Below are 23332 nucleotides of genomic sequence, written 5' to 3'. Positions count from 1 at the left end.
ATATTTTACTGTATAATTTTTGTCTGATCATTAAAGAAATAATAAAATTTCTTACTTTACCTCATTTTTCATCAATTAATTTGCCTGACGACGTAAAAATGCTGGTATTTCCAACTGATCTTCTTCACTTATAAAAGTACGCTGATCTTGTGGTACCTGAGGATGCAGCTCACCAGAACGACGTGGAACATAAACAGAAGCATCTTGAGAAAGCGCCTGAGAGTTTTTATTGTAAACATGAGACTCTTTCTGCTGAGACGAGCTAACAGCAGGCTCCAGCCTCGCTTCTGGCTCAGCTTCTTCACGATGTGTCAAGCTCTGTTTCAAACGCTGCCAAAGATTACGAGGACCCTGATCCGTCACAAATGTTCTTTGGCTTTGTCCATGCGCAACAGGAGGAAAATCCTTTAACTCAGGCATACGCATTGGAGCGCGCGCTTGCATTTGTTGCATTTGTTTTGGTTGCACTGGCTTTTCTTTTTGCTTCACAAGCCCTGTCATCTCATCAAGAACATGCGCTGTTGCCTCCATACTCACAGGAGCCGTCATCGCCTGTTGAGAACCACGGCTTACTTGCATACGAGGCACATTGGATCTCTGTTCCTGAACAGCATTTGAACCATACGCAACAGCATTCGAGGCACTTCGTGTCGTCATTGCTTCTGCAGGTTGTGCAAAAATTTGACTTTTGGGACGGAACTGTTCTCCGGTTGATTTACCCTTCTCTATTTCAAGTGATTCGATCACTTCTACCATTGACTCAGAACGCAGAGGCGATGATTGAACATGAAAAGAACTATGTGACGTTCCAGGATCGCTCTTGCGTATTGAAGAAGCAGGCCTTTGAATCTGAGGATGAGAGGACTGAACCACATCACTAACTTCACGATCAATACCGGTGGCAACCACAGAAACACGAATAACACCTTCCAATGACTCATCATCAATAGCGCCAAAGATCACATTCGCATCAGCATCTACTTCTTCACGAATACGATTAGCAGCTTCATCAACCTCAAAGAGAGTCATATCACGACCACCCGTAATAGAAATCAATAAACCACGCGCCCCACGCATAGAGGTATCATCCAACAATGGATTTGCAATAGCAGCTTCAGCCGCAGCCAAAGCACGCCCATCACCAGATGCCTCACCCGTTCCCATCATGGCTCGCCCCATTTCGTGCATAACAGAACGAACATCAGCAAAATCAAGGTTAATCAACCCCTCTTTAATCATCAAATCCGTAATGGAAGCAACACCAGAATAAAGCACTTGGTCAGCCATAGCAAAAGCATCAGCAAACGTTGTCTTATCATTTGCAATACGGAAAAGATTTTGATTGGGAATAACAATCAATGTATCGACAGACTTTTGTAATTCTTCAATACCAGCCTCTGCCGTTTTCATACGGCGTGCACCTTCAAACTGAAACGGCTTTGTCACAACACCAACAGTCAAAATACCTTTTTCACGCGCTGCGCGAGCAACAACGGGAGCAGCTCCTGTTCCAGTTCCTCCCCCCATACCAGCAGTAATGAAAACCATATGAGAGTCTGCAAGATGATCAATAATTTCATCAATACATTCCTCCGCCGCCGCTTGTCCAACTTCCGGTAAAGCACCAGCACCCAAACCTTCTGTCACAGCTGCCCCAAGTTGGATAACACGTTCAGCCTTTGACATAGCCAAAGCCTGTGCATCCGTATTTGCAACAACAAAGTCAACTCCCTGAAGACCAGCATTTATCATATTATTCACGGCATTCCCGCCACCACCTCCAACACCAAAAACGGTAATGCGTGGCTTCAATTCCGCGATATCTGGCCGATGCAGATTAATCGTCATTTTCTTTTCCTTCTCATAAGACACCGCAAGCCAAAGCGATGAAATTTATCCAACTAGACTTAACTAAAAACTCTCACGCAACCACTGACCAACACGCTGAAAATACCCACGCGTGCCCATCGATAAATGATTTCCTGCCGCCTGCATTGTTTTTTCTTCAAAACCCACCAATTGCGGATAAATTAACAACCCAACAGCAGATGTAAACGCCGCCCCTTTTGCAAGAGAAGGAAGCCTCGAAATACCTAAAGGCCGCCCGATACGAACATTTCTTCCTAATATAGTACGTGCCATTTCTGGCAATCCTGTTAACTGGCTTGCTCCCCCAGTCAAAATAACACGTTTACCAATGATGTGACCAAAACCAGAACGATTTAAACAATCACGGACCATTTCTAAAATTTCTTCAACACGCGCACGAATGATACGCCCAAGAACCGCGCGAGGATATTGAGTTTCACGCTGTTCACTCCCAATTTCTGCTACATTAATCATTTGCCGCTCATCAGCACTTGTTAAAAGTGCTGAACCATAAACAACTTTTAAACGTTCCGCCTCTGTTAAAGACATAGAAAATCCGCGCGCAACATCAAGAGTGACATGATGCCCCCCAACAGCAAGAGCATCTGCATGAATAAATTTCCCCTCAAAAAACACTGAAAATGTTGTTGTTCCACCACCAAAATCAATACATGCAGCCCCTAAACGCGCCTCATCATTCATCAAGACAGCAAGACCACTTGCAAAGGGAGTAGCAACCATTGCTTCAACACTCAAATGTGCACGATTAATACAAGTTTCCAAATTACGCAAAGAGGCTGTTTCTGCTGTTACCACATGCACGTCGACACCAAATGTTTCCCCTGCCATGCCAATAGGATCAAAAATTCCTTTATCTCCATCCAATACATAAGAAACTGGAACTGAGTGCATAACATGACGTTCAGCATCAAAGGCTTTACGCGAAACATCTGAAAAGGCCATACGCATATCACGCTTGGTGACTTCACGACCATTCAAATGAACCTTTCCATTAATCAAAGCACTTTGTAATCGACTTGAGGAAAAATTCACAATCACTGAATCCACCACCAAACCCGCCATTTTTTCTGCCGCATCAACAGCCAATCTTATTGATTGTTCTGCTGCAAACATATCCATGACAACACCGGATTTAATACCACGTGAACGCTGCACTCCAAAGCCTAGAATTTCCGTAGAATGTGTACGACCATGTAAATAGTGTGCATACTTCAAAGGACGCAAACAAGCAATAAGACAAACAATCTTACTTGAACCGACATCAAGTACCGTTAAAAAACGTGTTTTACGCCCCTTCAAATGATGTGATCTGAGTAGCATCATAGGCTTCCTGCCTTTCGCGCTTTTAAAATACGTTCTTCTTCTGCTACAGTAGTATGATAACGCTCCAACGTTTCATCTGATAAAGAAACAGTAATTCGATCAGCAAGACGTAAATCAACACTGAGAATATCGCGAGATAAAAGATCTTGCATTATACCGGACGAAAAAAGAAAAGAAAGCCTTTCAAGAGCACCATTTTCAGGCAACATAACGCGCATTCCATTATTCAAAACAAGATCCCAACGTCGATCACCTACCCGCACAAAAGCACGAATACGATCATATACTTCCGGATAGACTGACAGCGCTTGAATAAACACTTTAGCAGCATTTTGTGCACCCTGCCCAACCACAAGAGGTAAATCCCGAACAATTTCCCCTTTAAAAGGCACAATGACACGACCTGTATTATCAACAATATCCATTATGCCATCATGTTGCCAAATGGCATAGGGTTCACGCTCCACAATGGAAATGCGCATTCTATTGGGATAAATTTTCTGAACATTAGCCGATTGCACCCAAGCCTGTTTTTCCAAAAGAGAACGTGCTCTTTCAACATCAAAAGTGAATATAGAAGGCGCAACATCAAGTTTTAAAATTTTAAAAATATCCTGCTTTGCCAAGCGCTTATTACCGCTTATATCGACATGAGTGACCACAAAACTACTATCCAATATGATCGTATTTACGATCACAGCCATCTGACCACTTGATGAAAGTCCATAAAAAGCCGTAACAAAGAAAAACCATACAACAGCAAAAGAGCCGAAATGGCGTGGAATATGAATATTGACAAAAACAAACTCAAACATAAACCGGAGAAAACGACGATAAAGACGTGGCAAAGCCGGCACTGAAAGCACCTCCATCGGAACATTTGTTTTATTAACATTCAACGCATACATGATGCGTCCTCCACCATCCATTGAACAATATCGCCGTAAGTACGGCCGCTCGCTTTTGCAATATCAGGAAGAAGAGACGTCGATGTCATACCGGGTTGCGTATTAATTTCAAGCCAAACCAATTCTCCCGTTTTCTCATCAAAACGAAAATCAGAACGGCTAACACCTCGACACCCTATCGCCTGATGGGCTGCTAAAGACATTCTTTGCACACTTTGGTAAATATTTAGTGAAAGTTGTGCAGGACAAATGTGAAGAGAACCACCCGTTTTATATTTCGAGCCATAATCGTAGAATGGAAAGTGTTTATCGGGAAGAATTTCACACACATCCAGCACTTCATTCCCCAAAACAGCACAAGTCAATTCACGACCAGGAATATATTTTTCAATCATCACCTCATCAGCATACCCCCACTCAGCTCCCCCAATACTATGCGGCGGTGCTGCTTCATTTTCCTGGACAATGACAACACCAAAACTTGATCCTTCACACACAGGTTTAATTACATAAGGAGGCTCCATGGGATGCGTTTGTCCCAAAGCAAAGCGGCTCATGATACGAGAAGGAGCAACACAAACCCCAAAATTTTCAACGATAATTTTTGCACGTCCCTTATCCATTGCCAAAGCGGATGCCATCACACCAGAATGGGTATAAGGAATTTTTAAATATTCAAGAATCCCCTGGATCCGGCCATCTTCACCAAATGGACCATGCAATGCATTGAAGGCAATATCGGGCTGCAACTGTTCAAGAACAGAAGCAATATGAGCGTCAACATCCACGCGGCTCACGCGATACCCCTGCATCTCTAGAACATCAGCACACGCCGCCCCCGAAGATAAACTTATAGACCGTTCAGAAGAAAAACCTCCCATTAACACAGCTATATGTTTATCTTTCATAATAAATCACCCTCTTTCGCATACTATATGTAGTCTATATAGAATACATCAGCACCACATACAGGAAAAACAAAGTTTATCCTTGCGAATCAATAACCTAGCATTTTGCATAATGAATCAGACTCAAAAGCCTGATGCAAGAGATTCTTTGTTAATTTATTGATTCTTAATAGAATTTTTTTATTATCTCTTTGAAATGACTCAATTTTTTATTTTCACTTTTTTAGTGAACAATAAATCAATGAAATGGATCAAAAGGAGAAACACTTCGACCACGCTCAAATTGACCAATACGCTCTATTTCCCATTGTAAAAGGTGGGCTGAATTTGCAAAAACACGCGCACGCACTGTTTCTCCCAATGCTTCAAGATCATATCCTGTTGCTTGCCCTGTATTAATCATAAAATTACAGTGCATTTCACTCATTTGAGCGCCACCAATCTGTAAACCACGACACCCTGCTTCATCAATCACGCGCCACGCGGATGTATTCTCAGGATTTTTGAAAGTTGACCCCCCTGTTTTTTCGCGAATAGGTTGCACTGTTTCTCTGTGGAGGGCAACTTCATCCATAGCAGCACGAATATCATCTTTATTGCCGAGTCTTCCTTCTAATAAAGCAGCCGTAAAAATAAAATCTTTAGGAATATCACAATGGCGATAGGAATAATGCATATCTTTCACACTCAAGATATGACGTTGCCCTTTACGATCCAGCGCATAGACCTCGACAACACGCGCTGCAGTTTCAACACCATTCGCACCCGCGTTCATTTTGAGAGCTCCTCCAAGACCTCCAGGAATACCATGATAAAAATGAAAACCTGCAATCTCAGCTTCTAAAGCGGCAGCAGCTAAATGTTTATCCGCCGTACCAGCACCAACTAAAAAGCCTTTTGGAGAAACTTGCTTCACTTGCCCAAATTTTTTTGGCGAAAGACGAATCACAACACCAGGAACCCCCCCATCACGCACCAGAAGATTAGAACCAATACCGACAATTGTTACAGGAACAAATTCAGGCAAATTTTGAAGAAAGAGAGCCAAATCTTCTTCATCAACAGGCTGATAAAAAAGCTCTGCCAACCCGCCCGTGCGAAACCACGTTACCTTACGCATCTCAACATTAGGTGTAAGCTTTCCTCTCACGCCACCCAACAGTGGTTGCAATTGCGCCAATAGCGCCTCACCATCAATGTGTTGAAAATTTACCATGACCATCCAATACCGCTAACTGATGAGGCAAAGCACAAGCCCATTGTGTGATATTGCCAGCACCAAGAAAAACAACATAATCCTCTGCCTGAGCAAATTTTGAGACAAGAGACACAACATCTTCCAGACTATGTATCAAGCGCACATCACGATGACCCGCCATTTTAATATGCTCTACCAATTCTTGAGAACCAAATCCTACAATAGGCTCTTCACCAGCCGCATAAACGGGCGTAATCAACACTGTATCTGCATCATTAAAACAAGCAGCAAAATCATCAAATAAGTGATACAAACGCGAATACCGATGGGGTTGTGCAATCGCAATAACACGCCCTTTTGCACTCTCACGTGCTGCACGCAAAACAGCCTTTATTTCAACAGGATGATGTCCATAATCATCAAATATTTCAATGCCACGCCAACTTCCTGTTCGCGTAAAACGCCGTTTTACTCCGCCAAATTCTGCTAAGCCCCTTTTTATAGCTTCATTTGAAATGCCAAGTTCATGCGCAATAGCAATCGCCGCCGTTGCATTGGCAACATTATGCTGCCCTGCCATGGGCAAAAGCAAATTTTTCAACTCAATCTTTCTTCCTGTTTTGCGTGAGCGAACAAGAACATCAAAATGCGTTTTTTGACCATCCATCGAAAGATTAAGAAAACGAACATCCGCTTGTGGATTTGCACCATAAGTGATCACCCAACGATCATCAATACGGCCCGCCAATGACTGAACCTCTGGATGATCAAGACACAAAACAGCAAAACCATAAAAAGGAACATTTTCTACGAATTGCCGAAAAGCCTCACGCACAGCATCAAAACTTCCATAATGATCCAAATGCTCAGCATCAATATTAGTAATAACAGCAATATCAGCAGGCAGCTTTAAAAATGTACCATCACTTTCATCAGCTTCAACAATCATCCAATCGCCATCTCCTGTACGAGAATTCGTACCATAAGCATTAATAATACCGCCATTAATCACCACTGGATCAAAATGACCAGCATCAAGAAGGGCTGCGACCATTGATGTGGTTGTTGTTTTACCATGTGTACCACCCACTGCAATTGCACGCCGAAACCGCATTAGCTCCGCCAACATTTCTGCACGTCTGACAAGCGGCAAATGTCTTTCCTTTGCAGCAATATACTCAGGATTTGTTTTTTTAACGGCAGTAGAAAAAACAACAACCTCTGCATTCCCTAAGTTTTCAGCACAATGACCTATATGAACGTTAATTCCTTTTTTCCGCAAACGTTCAACATTTGCACTTTCAACTTGATCTGACCCTTGAACTTTATAGCCAAGATTATAAAAAACCTCCGCAATTCCACTCATACCAATCCCCCCGATTCCGATAAAATGGATAACGCCTATATCAAGTGGCATTTTCATTAAAAAGCTCCTCTTTTATATCTGACAACAATCGCCCTGCAATTAAGGACTCAGCCATATCAGCAAGGCAACGGGTTGCATGAGGTTGTCCAACTTTTTTTGCAGCAAGCGCTTGTTTTTCCAATAAATGGGGCGCACAACAAGCGTGCATTAAAAGAGAAAAAAGCTTTTGTGCATTTAAATCTTTTTCTGATACAATTTGCGCACCACCTACACGAGCAAGCAGAGCTGCATTGGCAGCCTGATCATGATCTAAAGCATGGGGATAGGGAACAAGCAAAGCAGGTCTACCAATCACCGCTATCTCACAAACGGACGAAGCCCCAGCGCGCGACAAAATAAAATGAGCATGTGCCATACGTTCAGCCATATCATCAAAGAAAGGAGCAACTTCTGCTTGTACCCCCATATCACGATAGATTTTGATCAACCTTCCTGCTTCACCGCGGACTTGCTGTACAATTCGTAAACGTTTACGGTTCTTATCATCAAATAAAGCAATAGCTTCTGGAACAATATGTGAAAAAGCAGAAGCCCCTTGGCTACCTCCAAAAATCAAAAAATTAAATGGCTTTTCCCCTTCTGAAGAATGATAAGGAATTTTGGCCGCCTTCAACACAGCCTCACGGACAGGATTCCCCGTCAAAAGTATTTTATGAGCATAAGCGCCATTTGGCGACAACAAACCACCAGCAATTGCACGCACAAAAATTGCCAACACCCGATTGGCACGCCCCATAACAGCATTTTGTTCATGAATAAATGTCACACGCCTCGTTAAAGCCGCAATAAAAAGAGGAGGAAAGCTCGGATACCCCCCAAATCCTCCAACAAGAACAGGACGTAATTTATAAAACAACACCAACGATTGCCCCATTCCCTTTAGCAAAGACCAAAACGTCTTTATTAGAGAAAAAGGATGATGTCGTATAAATGTTGCCGATGAAACGATATGAATATGCTCTTCATCAAAGCACCGAACAAAAGGTCGTGCTCTTTCATCTGTTATTAAATGAACATCATATCCACGCTTCCTTAATTCAACAGAAAGGGCTTCAGCAGGAAAAAGATGTCCACCTGTACCACCAGCCACCAAAACAATAACTTTTTTATCATTCATAAGGCGTATCCAAGACAGAAGAGGAAGAAAAAGCTGAAAGGCGTGCTTCTGGCCAACGACGTGTTAAACTGAGCAAAATGCCCATTGAAAACGCAATCGCCACCATCGAAGAACCACCATAAGAAATAAAAGGCAATGTCATGCCTTTGGGAGGAATTAAGTGAAGATTAACAGCCATATTAATAGCTGATTGAAAGCCAATCATCATTGCTATGCCAGTAATACCAAGACGTATAAAGGAATCACGTGTATTCATGGCTATATACAATGAACGCATAACGATAAAGCCAAACAGCATCATAATTAATAAACAAAGAATAATACCATATTCTTCAGCAGCAACGGAAAATACAAAATCTGTATGGCTATCAGGAATGATACGTTTTACTGTGCCCTCCCCAGGACCTTGCCCAAACCAACCACCATTCAAAATAGCCTCACGTCCCACATCCACTTGAAAAGTATCTCCTTCACCTGTCAAAAAACCATTGATCCGCTCGCGCACATGATGCAGAAAAAAATAAGCTAAAATAATTCCTACAACGCCTAAAATAAGAAAGAGAAAAATAATAGTAAGAGGGACACCAGCAATAAAAAACAGCCCCCCCCATGTTGCACTTATTAAAACTGTTTGTCCAATATCAGGCTGCAAAACCAGAAGCACACAACAAATGCCATAAAGTAGAATCGCTAACGTATAACCCAGAATGCCCCTCTTGCGTATCTGTTCCGAAAAAAGCCAAGCGGACATAACCACAAAAGCTGGCTTCATAAACTCTGAAGCCTGTACAGAAAAACCAAATAGTAGAATCCACCTCCTTGCTCCCTTTAATTCTGGACCCAAAAATAAGGTTGCAACCATAAGAGCAAGCGTTACAATGAGCAAAAGAGCACATAAACGACGAATATTAGAAAGCGAAAAAAAAGAAATGGTAACCATCGTAAAAAATGCTGAAATGCTGAAAATGATATGCCACCGAACAAAATAAAAACTATCAGCAATTCCGATTTTTTTTGCAATAATAGGGCTGGCAGCAAAAGACAGCATAATGCCAATTCCCATTAAAATTAAACAAGCTGCAAAGATAGAGCGATCAATCGTCCACCACCAATTAGCAATTGGATCTCTATCTGCACGCGTCACCATGGTATCCACCTTATCCATTTTATAAATTATCTCAAAGTGATATGGTTCCCCAGCCTGTTTAACAAACACTTTAAAAACTAAATTACACAAAAAAAGATTCTGGAGTCTTAACGCAAAAATATTTTTTTATAACTGATGCTTTTTTATTGTAACTGCATCACAAAAGAGACAAATGCCTCGCCTCGCATTTCATAATTTTTAAATTGGTCATAACTTGCACAAGCAGGTGACAAAAGAACCGTCACCTCTTTTTCCTTACAACCCATTGCGTCAACAGCTGCTTCACGCACCGCATTTTTCAAAGTTAAGCTCATAGAAAAGGGAAAAGAAGATCCAATAGTGCGAGCAAATTCTTCCGCCGCGCTCCCAATCAAATAGGCTTTACGAATTTTAGGAAAAAATTCTCTAAGAGACTCTATTCCTCCCTTTTTTGCCTGTCCCCCAACAATCCAAAAAATATCATTAAAGGTGGAAAGCGCAGGAGCTGTTGCATCTGCATTAGTAGCCTTGCTGTCATTGATAAACAAAACCGCCCCCATTTTACGCACCTGCTGCATACGATGATCCAACCCTTTATAACTTGCCAAATGCTTGTTCACAGAAGGATCGGTTATTTTTAAAGCCTGCAACGTTGCTAATGCCATAAGGGCATTTTGCGCATTATGACTCCCACGTAACACCGCCATAGGAGCAAGATCTGCAAGCATATGACGCTGTCCTTGACGAACAGAAAAGAGCTTGGTCCCATCTGCATAAAAACCATTTTCAACAAAATGATCCTTGGAAACTGCCTCAATTTGCTTCCCATCATGAAGTAACTGTTGATATAAAACCCGACAAGCTGCATCATCAACTGAAATGAAAGCCTGAGAAGCCTGAGCAATCAGATGCCTTTTGGTTTGCACATAACAGGCAAAACTCCCATGTCGATCAATATGATCAGGTGTTAAATTCAATAAAAGTCCAATGGTCGGCTGAAGAGAGGGAGTAAGATCAATTTGAAATGATGAACATTCAATCACATAGATACGTTTTTTAACAAATGGCTTAAGCGTCAATATTGCTTTTCCGATATTTCCCCCCATCTGCACATCATAGCCCATTTTTTCCAACAAATGCGCAAGTAAAGCCGTTGTGGTTGACTTGCCATTCGTCCCCGTAATCGCAATGAAAGGAACATCTTGGTCACACAAACCATAATGTTGTAAAAAATGCTGGCGCGCACGAACAAATAATTCAATATCACCGATAATTTCTATATTTTTTTTTCGTGCTTTTTCAACAACCCAATGGGGCTGAGGATAACTTAAAGGAACTCCAGGAGCTACAATCAATGCAACAAATTCTGACCAATCTTCATAACGGAGATCTCGTGTTGGAATATTGTGCCGAAAAGCCATTTGCACGCTTGAAGGACTATCATCCCACGCCACCACTTCTGCGCCACCGCACATCAATGCTTGTGCCGTTGCTAGTCCAGACTGTCCCAATCCAAACAGAGCAACTTTTTGACCTTTATAACACGTAACAGAAATCACATTCTCACCGCAATTTAAGTGTTGAAAGACCTATGAGAGCGAGAACAATCGAAATAATCCAAAAGCGTATCACGACTTGGCTTTCAGTCCAGCCTTTTTTCTCAAAATGATGATGTATCGGTGCCATAAGAAACACGCGTTTTCTTGTTAATTTGAAATAACCAACCTGAATAACGACCGAAAAAGCTTCCACAACAAAAAGCCCACCAATAAGAACCAAAACAATTTCGTGTTTCGTAGCAACCGCAACAGTCCCTAAGAGTCCTCCAAGAGCCAATGAACCAGTATCTCCCATAAAAATAGCTGCAGGTGGTGCATTAAACCATAAAAAACCAAGCCCTGCCCCAACAACAGCTCCCAATAAAACAGCCAATTCACCTGTTCCCGATACATAATGGATTTGGAGATAATCAGCAAAATTCATATTACCAGAAAGATAAGCAATCAGAGCAAAAGATAAAGCTGCAACCATCACAGGAACAATAGCAAGCCCATCGAGTCCATCCGTTAAATTAACCGCATTACCCGTCGCAACAATGACGAAAGCAGAAAAAGGAATAAAAAACCAGCCCAAATTGATAAGATAATCTTTTAAAAAAGGCAAAGCTAATCCAGATGAGCCAATTTTCAAGATGGCAAAAGCCGCAATTGCCGCAACAAAAAACTCCAAGCTTAATCGTGCTTTCCCAGAAAATCCTTTGTCTGTTTGTTTTGTGACCTTAAGATAATCGTCATAAAATCCAATTCCCCCAAAAGAAAGCATAACCAATAGCGATACCCAAAAGTAAATATTCGATAAATTACCCCATAAAAATGCCGATACCACAATGCCGGTTAAAATCATCAATCCACCCATTGTAGGTGTTCCAGCCTTTTTAAAATGTGTTTGAGGACCATCAGCACGAATCGGTTGCCCCTTACCCTGCCGCAATTTAAGAGAAGCAATGATGCTAGGTCCAAACAAAAAGACGATAAGCCCCGAAGTAAGCATAGCCGCTATCGTGCGAAAAGTAATATAACGAAATACATTCACACCTGGAAGCCAATCACTAAACGAAGAAAAAAATAGCATCATGGAACAAAAAAACCTCTTAAAACTATGAAGAAACCGCTTTATAGCGATCAAGCAATGCAGTCACAATATTTGATGAACAAAGGCTATTGGATGATTTAACCATAAGCAGATCCCCAGAAGAAATTTCTGCTAAAAGAAGCGATAAAATTTTCTCAATATTTTCAGCATAATGAACCTTAACACCAGCAGACAAATCACTGACTAAAGATTTCATCGCCTCACCAAATAGAAAAACCGGATTAGCACCAGAAAGACGTATTGGTTTTATTAAATCACGATGAAGCTTTTCACTATACTCCCCTAACTCTAGCATATCTCCTAAAATAGCAATTCGCCGCCCCCCTTTCCCTACAGGTCCTGTAGCAAGAAGCTCAAGTGCAGCACGCATAGAAGCAGGATTTGCATTATAGCTTTCATCAATGAGATAAAATTCACCCCCATTTGATAAAGACAGTCGATAACGAACACCTCGCCTCTTTTGAGAAGAAAAATGGCGAAAAGAAAGAAAAACAGGCTCTAGCTCAACCCCCATAGCATCACAAGCAGCAATAACCCCTAAACTATTTTGCACAATATGGCGTCCTGGAGCACCAATTTGGACCTCCCTATCCCGCCCCCCAATACGCACAATCATAGAAGAACTATCGGTTAGAAGACGTATATCATGCGCTTGATAATCAGCATCTTTAGTCTCACCAAAGCTTAAGATCTTTTTTACACCGCATTTCTTTGCTTTTTGAACGAGATAAGAAAAAAAATCACTATCCGCATTTAAAATGGCAATGCCTTCCTCATCCAATCCTTCAAAAATTTCAGCTTTTGCCTTTGCTATTTCTTCAAGATCCTTGAAAAAACCCATATGTCCTGCACAAATATGCGTAATGAGAGCAACATGCGGACAAACCAGTTTGACCAGAGGGCGAATTTCATCTCTGTGATTCATGCCAATTTCAAAGATACCATAATCACTCTCCACAGGCATCCGCGCTAAAGTGAGTGGAACCCCCCAGCAATTGTTTAAAGAAGCGAGATTCGCATGAACATTCCCAGCCGTTGCAAGTGCTTGTTTCAAAGCTTCTTTTGTCGTTGTTTTTCCCACCGATCCTGTTATCGCGATAATCTTAGCTCTTGAACGTTTGCGTGCAGCTTGTGCAAGTTGTTCTAAGGCTTTCAAAACATCAGGAACGACAATGAGTGGAGCCGATATCTTTTTCATATCCCTCAAACGGTGTTCCGCAACGATAAGAACGCCTGCACCTCGTTCATAAGCTTGCGCAGCAAAATCATGACCATCAAGATGATGCCCTTTAATGCAGAAAAAAACATCCCCTTCCGCAAGAGTACGGCTATCAATGGAAACCCCAGAAAAAGTTTCTGGCAGGCTTCCCATTACAACACCCTTAACTGCAGCAACAAGTGCTTGCTTATCCCATAAAGCTGTCATTTCTTTCGATCCTCTAAAGCTTCTATCGCTTTCAGACGATCTGAAAAAGGATAAGTTGTCTGCCCTATAATTTGGCCATCCTCATGACCTTTTCCAGCAATGATTAATGTATCACCAATTTTCAAAAGCTCCACCGCGTAAGAAATAGCCTCTCCACGATCTGCTATCTCTATTGCTGTTGGCACCGCCTGTAAAATATCCTTGCGTATTTTTTCTGGCATTTCTGTGCGAGGATTATCATCCGTTACAATAACAATGTCCGCTTTATCCGCCGCAATTTTTCCCATCAAAGGTCTTTTCCCTTGATCACGATCTCCTCCACAACCAAAAACAACGATCAAGCGCCCTTGCGTAAAGGGACGAACAGAAAGTAAAACCTGCTCCAAAGCTTCTGGTTTATGGGCATAATCAATGTAAACAAGCGCATTATTTTCTGTCTTTCCCACAAACTCTAACCGCCCAGGTGCCCCCTGCAAAGTTTCAAGCGCAGAAAAAACCTTACGAGGTGAAACGCCCGTTGCAATTGCTAACCCCGCTGCCATAAGCGCATTGGCGACCTGAAAATCTCCAGCTAAAGGCAAATCAAATGTATAAATATTGTTTTCCACACGACACTCAATACACTGTTTTGAGCGTTGATGTTCGACACGATTAATCGTGATAAATTGCCCCTTACGACCAATTGTCAAGACACGGCGGCGCGCTTGTGTAACAACATCAATAACCTTTTGTGAATAAACATCATCAGCAAAAATCAAAGCAGGAGCAGATACAGGCAAAAGTGTATCAAACAACCTCATTTTAGCCCGCAAATAATCCTCTACCCCCGTGTGATAATCCATGTGATCTCGCCCTAAATTGGTAAAGGCACCAGCCGTTAAACGGACTCCATCAAGTCGTCCTTGGTCAAGCCCATGCGAAGAAGCTTCAAGAGCTGCATGAGTCACACCTTCATGAGAAATTTCATAAAGAAGACGGTGCAAGACGACCGGATCAGGTGTTGTGAGAGAACCATAAACATTCCGTTTAGGAGAAACAACACCAACCGTTCCTATACTCGCAGCACAAAATCCAGCATAAGTCCAAATTTGCCGAAGAAAAGAGACAACAGATGTTTTACCACTTGTACCAGTCACAGCAACGACCGTTTCAGGCTGAGAACCGTAAAAACGTGCAGCTGCCAACGCTAAACTATGACGAACATTAGAAACACGTAAAATGGGAACAGATAAATCCTCAAGAACAGCATGATAATCTGTAACGATTGCTCGTGCGCCACGCTTTATCGCATCATCTATATAGTGCCTTCCATCACTTTTTTTTCCTTGAACAGCGACAAAAACATAGCCCGGCAAAACTTGCCGAGAATCCACACTTATTCCTGTTATTTCTATTGAAGAAAGACTTTCATCTTCAACACATTCTGTAAAAACTGTTCCCAACAACATGATAACGCACCTTTATATTCATTTTACCGTTGTTTAACGAAACTTGAATTGCTCTTTTTACTTAAAAGAGGCTCATATTCTTTTTTAAAATCGGGTTTTACACCAAGAAAACTAGCTGTGCGACGAACAATATTAGCAAGCATTGGTCCAGCATTCATTCCCGCTGTTGCTGAACGCTGTCCCTCCTCTGGCTTTGGTTCATCGATAATTGTTAAAACAACATAAGCAGGATCTTCAATAGGAAAAGCAGCAAGAAAACTATTGAAATTTTTTGTTTTAGAATATTTTCCATTTTCAACTTTTTCAGCTGTTCCTGTCTTACCACCTACACGATAGCCTTCTACTTTTGCATTACGTCCAGAACCAATATCACTATTTAATTGATAAAGGTAACGCATATTTTGACTTGTTTTAGCCTGCAAAACCCGTTTTGCATGGTGCAGAGTTTGTTCTTTTGTGCGTTTTAAAAATGTCGGAGCAATTAACCAACCACCATTCATTAAAGCAGCAGCCCCGACAGCTGTTTGCAAGGGTGTTGTTGCCATACCATGCCCAAAAGAAATCGTCATAGAATGTATATCCTTCCAATGATGTGGCACAATAGGGTGGGCAACTTCAGGCAACTCTGTTGTGAGACGATCCAGTAATCCAAGTTTTTGTAAAAAACCACGATGTTTATCAATCCCTATCGCCAATGCCTCTTTAGCAGAACCAATATTAGAAGAATAAATAAAAACCTCCCATAACGTTAAGGGTCGATTTTTTCCATGAAAATCATGAATAGTATACCCACTACTTGCTTTTATTGGCTTTGAAGCATCAATAATACTGTTTAAATGAAAAATATTGGAATCAAGTGCCATGGCGGTCGTAAAACTTTTAATAATTGATCCCATTTCAAAAGCTCCTGCCGTCATCCGATTGAGACGATCACTTTTTAAAGCTTCGATAGGATTTCCAGGATCAAAATCTGGTAGTGATGCCAAAGCCAAAACTTCCCCCGTATGTATATTTAAAATAACAGCTCCTGCAGCAATTGCCTTATAACGCTTCATAGCCTGAATAAGTTCATCATGAACAATTGCCTGAACACGCACATCAATCGAAAGCTGAACTTGTTTTAACGATTCTTCCATGGCAAGACCAGCGGCACGCAAAGCACTCAACCCCGCATCATCAATATATTTTTCCATACCTGCAATGCCCTGATTATCAACATTCACCATACCGAGAATATGGGAAGTTACAGGTCCATCAGGATAAAAACGACGAATTTCAGTCCGAAAACCAATTCCTGGTATACCAAGAGCCATAATTTGCGTCTTCTGCATTGGTGTTAACCCCCGCTGTATCCAAGAAAAACTAGATTTTCTTTTTAAGCGCTTATAGGTTTCCTGCCAATTAAGATCAGGCAAAACTGTTGAGAGCAATTCAATTGTTTCATCCACATCAATAATACGTCGTGGCTCAGCAAAAAGTGAATAAGTTTTAATATCTGTTGCCAATAAACGACCATTACGATCAACGATATCAGGCCGTGCCATCAATTGAAGAACTCCAGGCCCTTTTGCTTCTTCAATCTGTCCACCTTCCAACCCATAAGAAATAAGGCAAGCCCCCATGATGCCATATAAAATTAAAAAGCAGAACAACGAAAAAAGCAAACGTGGACGACTAGAATAGGGACGACGAACAGAAACATTATGATTATTCAACGAATTCTTTAAGCGCTTTTTCTTCTGTGAGAATAAAAAAGTCGATTTCATTACTGCGCGCCTTTTTGGACAACACTATTGATCTGAGAAGCCCGATTATTTGTCAAAATATCTTGATTATCTTCCAAGATATTTTGTTTAATCACTTCTTCAATTTGATCATGTACCCGTACCGGAATGTCTTTAAACTCCACGATTTGACGCGGCTGTATAACCTCTAACCCAAGTTCTTTCTGATAACGTTTCGCAAGTTTTTGCATGCGTGAAGGCCTTATCATCACAGCCCACTCAGCATGAAGCAAACTTACCGTATTTTTTGCTGCAGCAATTTCATGCTCAAGATGAAGAACTTCGTTCATTCGCTTTTGAACATCATATTTTACCTTATAAGTAAGTCCTGCCATACAAATCATAATCAACACTAAAATCATATCAAATGTACGAAAAACTGTCATTTTTTGCTGCCTTCAAAACTGGCAATCTCTGCTAAACCAAATAATTTCATATCTGCTGCAAGAGCCTCTGCTTCAGTCCGTACACCAATACGCAACCTCGCAGAACGTGAACGAGGATTTTTCTGTAACTCCTCTTTAGTTGCCGTGATCCCACCTTTAAACAAAGGAAAAAATGTTGCTGGAGCAGCCTTTATTTCTGGCAGATAGCGTGATCTCATACATTCTCCAGAACGAGCCGAAAAAAATCTTTTGACCATACGATCTTCAAGAGAATGAAAACTGACAACCCCCAAACGGCCTCCAGCTTTTAAAACGCGTTCAGCAGCAAATAAACCACATGCCAATTCACCAATTTCATCATTAACATAGATACGAAGAGCCTGAAATACACGTGTTGCCGGATGAATACGATCTCCCGGCTTACGTCCTATCAACGTTTCGATAGCATACGCCAAATCACCTGTACGCAAAAAAGGCTGCACAACACGACGCTTTTCAATCATCCGTGCAATTCGCCCCGCATAACGCTCTTCCCCTAATATCTTAAAAATACGTGCCAAATCCCTTGCTTTTAAATGATTGACAACATCGCTGGCTGTAAAACCAGTCTGAGCCATTCGCATATCCAATGGACCATCTTTTTGAAAAGAAAAACCTCTTTCTGCTTCATCAAGCTGCATTGAAGAAACACCAATATCCAAAATAACTGCATCCACCTTCTCTTCAACGACACGATCGAGCTGTGAAAACGCCATATGGACCAAACGAAGGCGTGGAAAAAATTCTTCAACAAGCGATTGTCCTGCACTGATAGCATGAGGATCACGATCAAGAGCAATCACCTGTGCCCCTGCCTTTAACAAAGCACGCGTATAACCACCAGCACCAAAGGTGCCATCAATCACTTTTGCTCCAACCAATGGCATAAGCCCAGCCAAAACTGGCTGTAACAACACTGGAATATGGCGTTCAGCTCTTTGATCCTGCTTTATCAAAATAATCCGTCTTGAAGTTATGCTGTCTTAAATCAACAGCTCTCTCATAGCAACTGATCTTAGAATAATCTAGCCTTCAACTTTCATATTAATCACAATGAACGAAAAAACTAAAGTTATCCCAAAACAGATCCTAATGCATTATACTTAAAGAAATGTTATAATTTTTTTTAACACCCTTTGCTCAAGTGTCCATTTCAAACACACCGACTCCATAAAAGACCATATATAATTGATCTTATAAAATATCGCGTATCATCATGAAATATCAGTCGGCCTATAAGCCGGGTTCTGTAGAGTAAAGCTTACACTTTACATGGCAACCATTCATCTGGGACGGATGTTACCATCCGCCTCGTGCAACCTACCCGAATGACTCGCCCGGAAATCGGCTGCAAATTAAATTTTGCACGTCATTTCTATTTGGTCTTGCTCCCGGTGGGGTTTACCTTGCCACATTCATTACTGAATGCGCGGTGGGCTCTTACTCCACCCTTTCACCCTTACCTATAAAAATAGGCGGTTTACTTTCTGTGGCACTTTCCCTAGGGTCACCCCTGCCGGGTGTTACCCGGCACCGTCTTTCCATGGAGCCCGGACTTTCCTCACCTGCCGTATTTCAGTATCAGACAAGCGCGGCTGCCCAGCCGACTGACATACTAGTTTATAAAACATTTTCTGCCCCGTGAAAATAGCATCTTAAAATATTTTATGACAAACCTCTCTCAACAGATGTTTTTATTTTAATGAAGCCAGATAAGTCTTTACTTTTGCGCAATATTTCGCTGAAATAGAATTCATTTTTTTTGCAGCATGACCTGCGTTATATTTAAGGATTGTACCACACGTACTTCCACCACTGAGTTTATAGGCCCTTGCCAAATAACGCATACCATATTCAAGATTGGTCGCAGGATCGTACAAATCCTGTACAGAACCACTAAAGCCCAACCCTCGTGCCGTAGAGGGTTTAATTTGCATCAAACCTATTTCGCCAGCAGCCCCCTTTATACCTGCCTTATAATTACTTTCAATTTTTACAACAGCATGTGCTAAATTAACGGGAACATTATATTTATTCGCAAGTTTCTGAATAAGAAACTCATAAGGACGAGCAGAAATCTTAGAAGCAACAATCACTGAGGTTTCTCCTGATTCCGCAACATTTAAGACACTATGAGTCCAACTTATATCAAATACAAAAAATACAGCACATGCTGTATTTAACAAGATTTTCAAAAATTGCATTTTCTTTCTCTTCACTCAAACATTCTCAAATTCTAGCCGCAAGTAATTTGCAAATGTATTATACAAAAAAGAAAGCAAAAGAACGTCTTTAAAAAGGAAATAGTAAGATAATTTCAAGCTAAAATTATGAAATAAAAGAATATATCTTTATGCACAAGTCTCAGATTTCTCTATATCATAAAATAAAAAAATAAAAAGACTATAATTAATATTATAGCGTATCAAATAAAATGATATAATCTATAACTTGCGGCTATCTCTGTTGTATCAATCAATTTTTATATTAAAAAAATAGCATCTGAACTAGATGTAATATTTTTTACATAAGATTATTAATTTTTTTATTGAGATCAATCCCTCAAAGAAAGAGAGACAAGAGCATCTTTTTACCGAAGATGCTCAATATCAAAAAAGGTTCACAAAAAATATAAACCGTTATCAACGCGTCTCTCTGATTAATAAACACCCACTGCACTCTTTATGTCCGATAAAACCTCAAAAAATCACAAAACAAATCCCCCCATCATTGCGCATAAAAAATTCATAAATATACTAAAAACATCATACTCTTTACCAATTCAAAATATTGCAACAGACTTTTAGCTCTCAAGATGTCTCAAAGAAGCTTTTTAATTCCTTTTTAAAAGAGTTTTTATCCACACAAGCCTCTACTTGTGGTATACAAGAAACTGATTTTAATTTTTGCACCATGGATAAATTTAAAATGAGAGGATTTTACAATTCTTAAGATTCTCATTCAATATAAAATGATAAATTATCATTATAAAACAATATACTAAAAAAGTTATATCTGTTTTTATCCCTACAACAAAGCTTAACAATTACTTGTGTCTATTTACTTGTGTCTATTTTTTTTGAAAAATGTTAGAAAACTCAATACCCCCAAAGCCTTTTTAAATAAAAATAGACCTCTCATCTTCATTCAAATATTTTTTCTTTGTCACAGACTATCATCTTATCAGTCTTGCGCCTCATTTTCAGAAATCATACAAGTGGATAAATATCCTAAAATCCGTAGAACAAAAAAGCATATCTCTTAAAAAATTTTTATTTTCTCATATCAAATAAAAAAATAACCGGCATATAAAATGCAGTTAACGTGTTTTATTATAATCAATACTGCTTTTGTCATTGTAGCGATTGATAATGCAATTAACTTGGACCAATACCCTTGATAGACTTTCTATCACTCCTGTAATGATTGCAACATTACCCTTATACTCCAATTGCTTACCTTTTGAGAGATAAATTTTGTTAATACCTTACAAATTGATTATCTCCTCGCACTTTTCAAAATTTCACGAAAAGCTCTTTCTCCTTAAAATAAAACCCAAAAGCGCGATTAAAAAAATAGCTAAAAATAAGCATTAGCAACGGAAGGACGAGAAATCGCTTTCGAGAGAGCCATAGCAACAGTTTCACCAGATTTTTGAGCCTGCTCACGACTCTGACCACTTTTAGAAGCAAGCGCAATTACATCACGACGCAGCTGCGCAATAAACAACTCTTGCTGTTGAGGGGTCATTTTAGAAAGATGCTTGATAATATCTGGAAAAGATACGGATAATCTCTCTAATAACTCCGCCTCTGTTACATCAAGCTGCTGAGAAGAAAAAGAAGAGCGACCGGAAAAAAACTGATAAACAGCACTACTTTGAGAAGCAAAAAAGACAGCGCCAGAAATAAAAAATACAAATAAAATAAAAATAATACGATGTGAAAAAGATCCCATTATCTCTTACCTAAAGATCACAGAATACAAACATAGCTTCCTTTTATGATTCTCCTTATAACATGCAACAATGCCTCAATAAAGAAAAATCAAATTATTAAAAATGAATACGCTAACACTATCCGCCCAATAAGACTCGCCCCTCTATGTATTTAGGTACTATAGGCGAAACAATAACAGATCTTACACTTCCCCCCTAATAACACCTTACATTTCCTAAAATAATTACAAAAAGCCTGACTGAGGAAATCCTCAGTCAGGCCAGACAATCTAGGGGATCCACGCGGGGGGGGGGGAGGAGGTTCCCCGATTGTCCTCTTACATCAACCACTAAGATAGCCGATGCAATATTCTTGCTATGGAATAAAATTCTTTAAACAACAAGAAATTCTTATCATCTTCTACGCAAAAAAACATAAAAGAATTATAAATTATTTAAAAATGTTTAAATTTAGGCAAAAAAAGTTCAAAATGACCCAATTTGAAGCAATTTTATTTCAAGAAGCTTCAATTAGAATCTACGATCATTATAACTTTTAAATAGTTTCTTTCATAACTCTGATGATCATATTAAAAAACAGTAATTTCTACGTATCCACCCTATAAAAATCAAACTACGTAAAAGTAGAATCACTTTTCCAACAGCAATCACCACAAAAAGAAAAACGTAGATTTTTAAAATCTTACACAAATAACCGTAAAAAATGGAAAATATCTTCTTGCAAGAAAGCTATGAATTATTTAAATTAAAACAATAAATTAGAGAAAATAAAATCTTATCTACCTTTATAAAAAATTTCTGTAAATGATCATTAAAATATTGTTACATCCCTCATGTAACAATCAATGAGGAACTTAAACAGCTTAATCTTATGAGAAAATGAGAACTCTGAAGGTATTTTTTTCGAATCACGCCCCATCGTCATTCCAAATAACGATAAACCATTTTACAATAACCAACAGTCTCTAACGCATTTTAACATAATAAACCGAAATCAATGCAGACATTTTCTCTTAATCTCTATCATTTAAATGATCCCGTAAAATAATACACACAGTAGTTTCTATGCTCAAAAATTTTTATAATCTGTTCTTCTAACGTAAACAATTCATTGATTTACAATCATAACTCATCATTTTACAATTTACATGAGAGATCTCAAGAACGTAAGGTTCCCTTATTTTAAATCTTCGTCTATTGAATTAATGAATAGCCATACTATCGCACATCACAAACAAGAAGAAGCATATGGATAAAAAACATAAAAAGAGTCAAAATATCTTCTATAAACCATTTTAAAGCAAGATCGGCAGTAACATGAGGAACTGAAACATAAAATGATGATGCCCTATCAATTTTACGCTATACCCACGGACTGCGTCATAAGATGAGCGGCAAACATAAAAAAAAAGAAAATACTTTTGGCAAAAACAATGGACTTATTTAATAACCTTCATAACTTCTCATGATAAAGAGATACGAAACTTTAGTGTAATATCACGCTTTTCTTTCCTACTTTCAGCCACAGACTATCCGTAGATCATCGCCGATCTTATTTTTATGAATATAATGCATTGTCTTACCCTTTTACTTTTTCGTCTTTTTAGAGCATCTTTTTGCACCCACACTAAAAGTTCCAAGGCACTCCTTATCTAAAAACCTGTTTTAAAGAGACATTTTAAGATCTATTGGGCACCACCATCTTTGACATTTATGAAGGTATGAGCCTTCACTATATTATAT

Annotated in this window: 17 protein-coding genes and 1 other RNA gene; all 18 read right to left on the bottom strand. The window is 39.8% G+C overall.

All coding sequences use genetic code 11. The features are described from left to right. Nucleotides 1-75: 75 nt before the first annotated feature. The 18 genes from ftsZ to ACFILT_RS01125 all read right to left on the bottom strand — a co-directional run bounded on the left by ftsZ (nucleotide 76) and on the right by ACFILT_RS01125 (nucleotide 21588). Nucleotides 76-1848, bottom strand: coding sequence for a cell division protein FtsZ (gene ftsZ / locus ACFILT_RS01210; RefSeq protein WP_375678608.1), 1773 nt, complete (start codon nucleotides 1846-1848; stop codon nucleotides 76-78). Between the two features lie 63 nt (nucleotides 1849-1911). Further along, nucleotides 1912-3213: a cell division protein FtsA gene (gene ftsA / locus ACFILT_RS01205; RefSeq protein WP_375679454.1), complete on the bottom strand. Its 1302-nt coding sequence runs from the start codon at nucleotides 3211-3213 to the stop codon at nucleotides 1912-1914. Next, entirely contained in the window at nucleotides 3210-4121 is a 912-nt protein-coding gene (locus ACFILT_RS01200) for a cell division protein FtsQ/DivIB (RefSeq protein ID WP_375679453.1), read from the bottom strand. The genes ftsA and ACFILT_RS01200 overlap by 4 nt, the downstream gene beginning before the upstream one ends. Continuing rightward, entirely contained in the window at nucleotides 4109-5029 is a 921-nt protein-coding gene (locus ACFILT_RS01195; protein WP_375678610.1) for a D-alanine--D-alanine ligase, read from the bottom strand. The genes ACFILT_RS01200 and ACFILT_RS01195 overlap by 13 nt, the downstream gene beginning before the upstream one ends. A 238-nt stretch (nucleotides 5030-5267) precedes the next feature. Then, entirely contained in the window at nucleotides 5268-6245 is a 978-nt protein-coding gene (murB, locus tag ACFILT_RS01190) for a UDP-N-acetylmuramate dehydrogenase (protein WP_375634623.1), read from the bottom strand. Continuing rightward, a complete protein-coding gene (gene murC, locus ACFILT_RS01185; protein WP_375679452.1) occupies nucleotides 6223-7650 on the bottom strand; it encodes a UDP-N-acetylmuramate--L-alanine ligase in 1428 nt (475 codons plus the stop codon). Before murC ends, murB begins: the two co-directional genes overlap by 23 nt. Next, nucleotides 7634-8770, bottom strand: coding sequence for an undecaprenyldiphospho-muramoylpentapeptide beta-N-acetylglucosaminyltransferase (gene murG, locus ACFILT_RS01180; protein ID WP_375678612.1), 1137 nt, complete (start codon nucleotides 8768-8770; stop codon nucleotides 7634-7636). Before murG ends, murC begins: the two co-directional genes overlap by 17 nt. Beyond that, nucleotides 8763-9917: an FtsW/RodA/SpoVE family cell cycle protein gene (locus ACFILT_RS01175; protein WP_375678613.1), complete on the bottom strand. Its 1155-nt coding sequence runs from the start codon at nucleotides 9915-9917 to the stop codon at nucleotides 8763-8765. Before ACFILT_RS01175 ends, murG begins: the two co-directional genes overlap by 8 nt. Before the next feature lie 143 nt (nucleotides 9918-10060). Then, complete coding sequence (gene murD / locus ACFILT_RS01170) at nucleotides 10061-11455, bottom strand: UDP-N-acetylmuramoyl-L-alanine--D-glutamate ligase (protein ID WP_375678614.1); 1395 nt, start codon at nucleotides 11453-11455, stop codon at nucleotides 10061-10063. A 4-nt stretch (nucleotides 11456-11459) separates the two neighbouring features. Beyond that, nucleotides 11460-12530, bottom strand: a complete 1071-nt coding sequence (mraY, locus tag ACFILT_RS01165) for a phospho-N-acetylmuramoyl-pentapeptide-transferase (protein WP_375678615.1) — start codon at nucleotides 12528-12530, stop codon at nucleotides 11460-11462. Between the two features lie 22 nt (nucleotides 12531-12552). Next, on the bottom strand, nucleotides 12553-13974 hold the full coding sequence (gene murF / locus ACFILT_RS01160) for a UDP-N-acetylmuramoyl-tripeptide--D-alanyl-D-alanine ligase (RefSeq protein WP_375679450.1): 1422 nt from the start codon (nucleotides 13972-13974) through the stop codon (nucleotides 12553-12555). Further along, on the bottom strand, nucleotides 13971-15422 hold the full coding sequence (locus ACFILT_RS01155; protein ID WP_375678617.1) for a UDP-N-acetylmuramoyl-L-alanyl-D-glutamate--2,6-diaminopimelate ligase: 1452 nt from the start codon (nucleotides 15420-15422) through the stop codon (nucleotides 13971-13973). Before ACFILT_RS01155 ends, murF begins: the two co-directional genes overlap by 4 nt. Nucleotides 15423-15445: 23 nt before the next feature. After that, nucleotides 15446-17188 carry a peptidoglycan D,D-transpeptidase FtsI family protein gene (locus tag ACFILT_RS01150; RefSeq protein WP_375613364.1) on the bottom strand — a complete coding sequence of 581 codons (1743 nt, stop codon included), beginning with the start codon at nucleotides 17186-17188 and terminating at the stop codon, nucleotides 15446-15448. Then, entirely contained in the window at nucleotides 17188-17592 is a 405-nt protein-coding gene (locus ACFILT_RS01145) for a hypothetical protein (protein ID WP_375611988.1), read from the bottom strand. Before ACFILT_RS01145 ends, ACFILT_RS01150 begins: the two co-directional genes overlap by 1 nt. Beyond that, entirely contained in the window at nucleotides 17589-18587 is a 999-nt protein-coding gene (gene rsmH, locus ACFILT_RS01140; RefSeq protein WP_375678619.1) for a 16S rRNA (cytosine(1402)-N(4))-methyltransferase RsmH, read from the bottom strand. The genes ACFILT_RS01145 and rsmH overlap by 4 nt, the downstream gene beginning before the upstream one ends. A 264-nt stretch (nucleotides 18588-18851) precedes the next feature. After that, an RNA gene (gene rnpB / locus ACFILT_RS01135) (RNase P RNA component class A) lies at nucleotides 18852-19242 on the bottom strand. Nucleotides 19243-19325: 83 nt separating this feature from the next. Then, nucleotides 19326-19835, bottom strand: a complete 510-nt coding sequence (locus tag ACFILT_RS01130; protein WP_375678620.1) for a lytic transglycosylase domain-containing protein — start codon at nucleotides 19833-19835, stop codon at nucleotides 19326-19328. 1375 nt (nucleotides 19836-21210) lie between these two features. Then, entirely contained in the window at nucleotides 21211-21588 is a 378-nt protein-coding gene (locus ACFILT_RS01125; RefSeq protein WP_375678621.1) for a hypothetical protein, read from the bottom strand. Nucleotides 21589-23332 lie beyond the last annotated feature (1744 nt).

Origin of the sequence: Bartonella sp. AP7XZML, assembly GCF_042195745.1 — a bacterium.
Classification (GTDB): domain Bacteria; phylum Pseudomonadota; class Alphaproteobacteria; order Rhizobiales; family Rhizobiaceae; genus Bartonella.
Note: the sequence above shows the minus strand (reverse complement) of the source record. Positions and strands in the feature narration are given on the sequence as shown.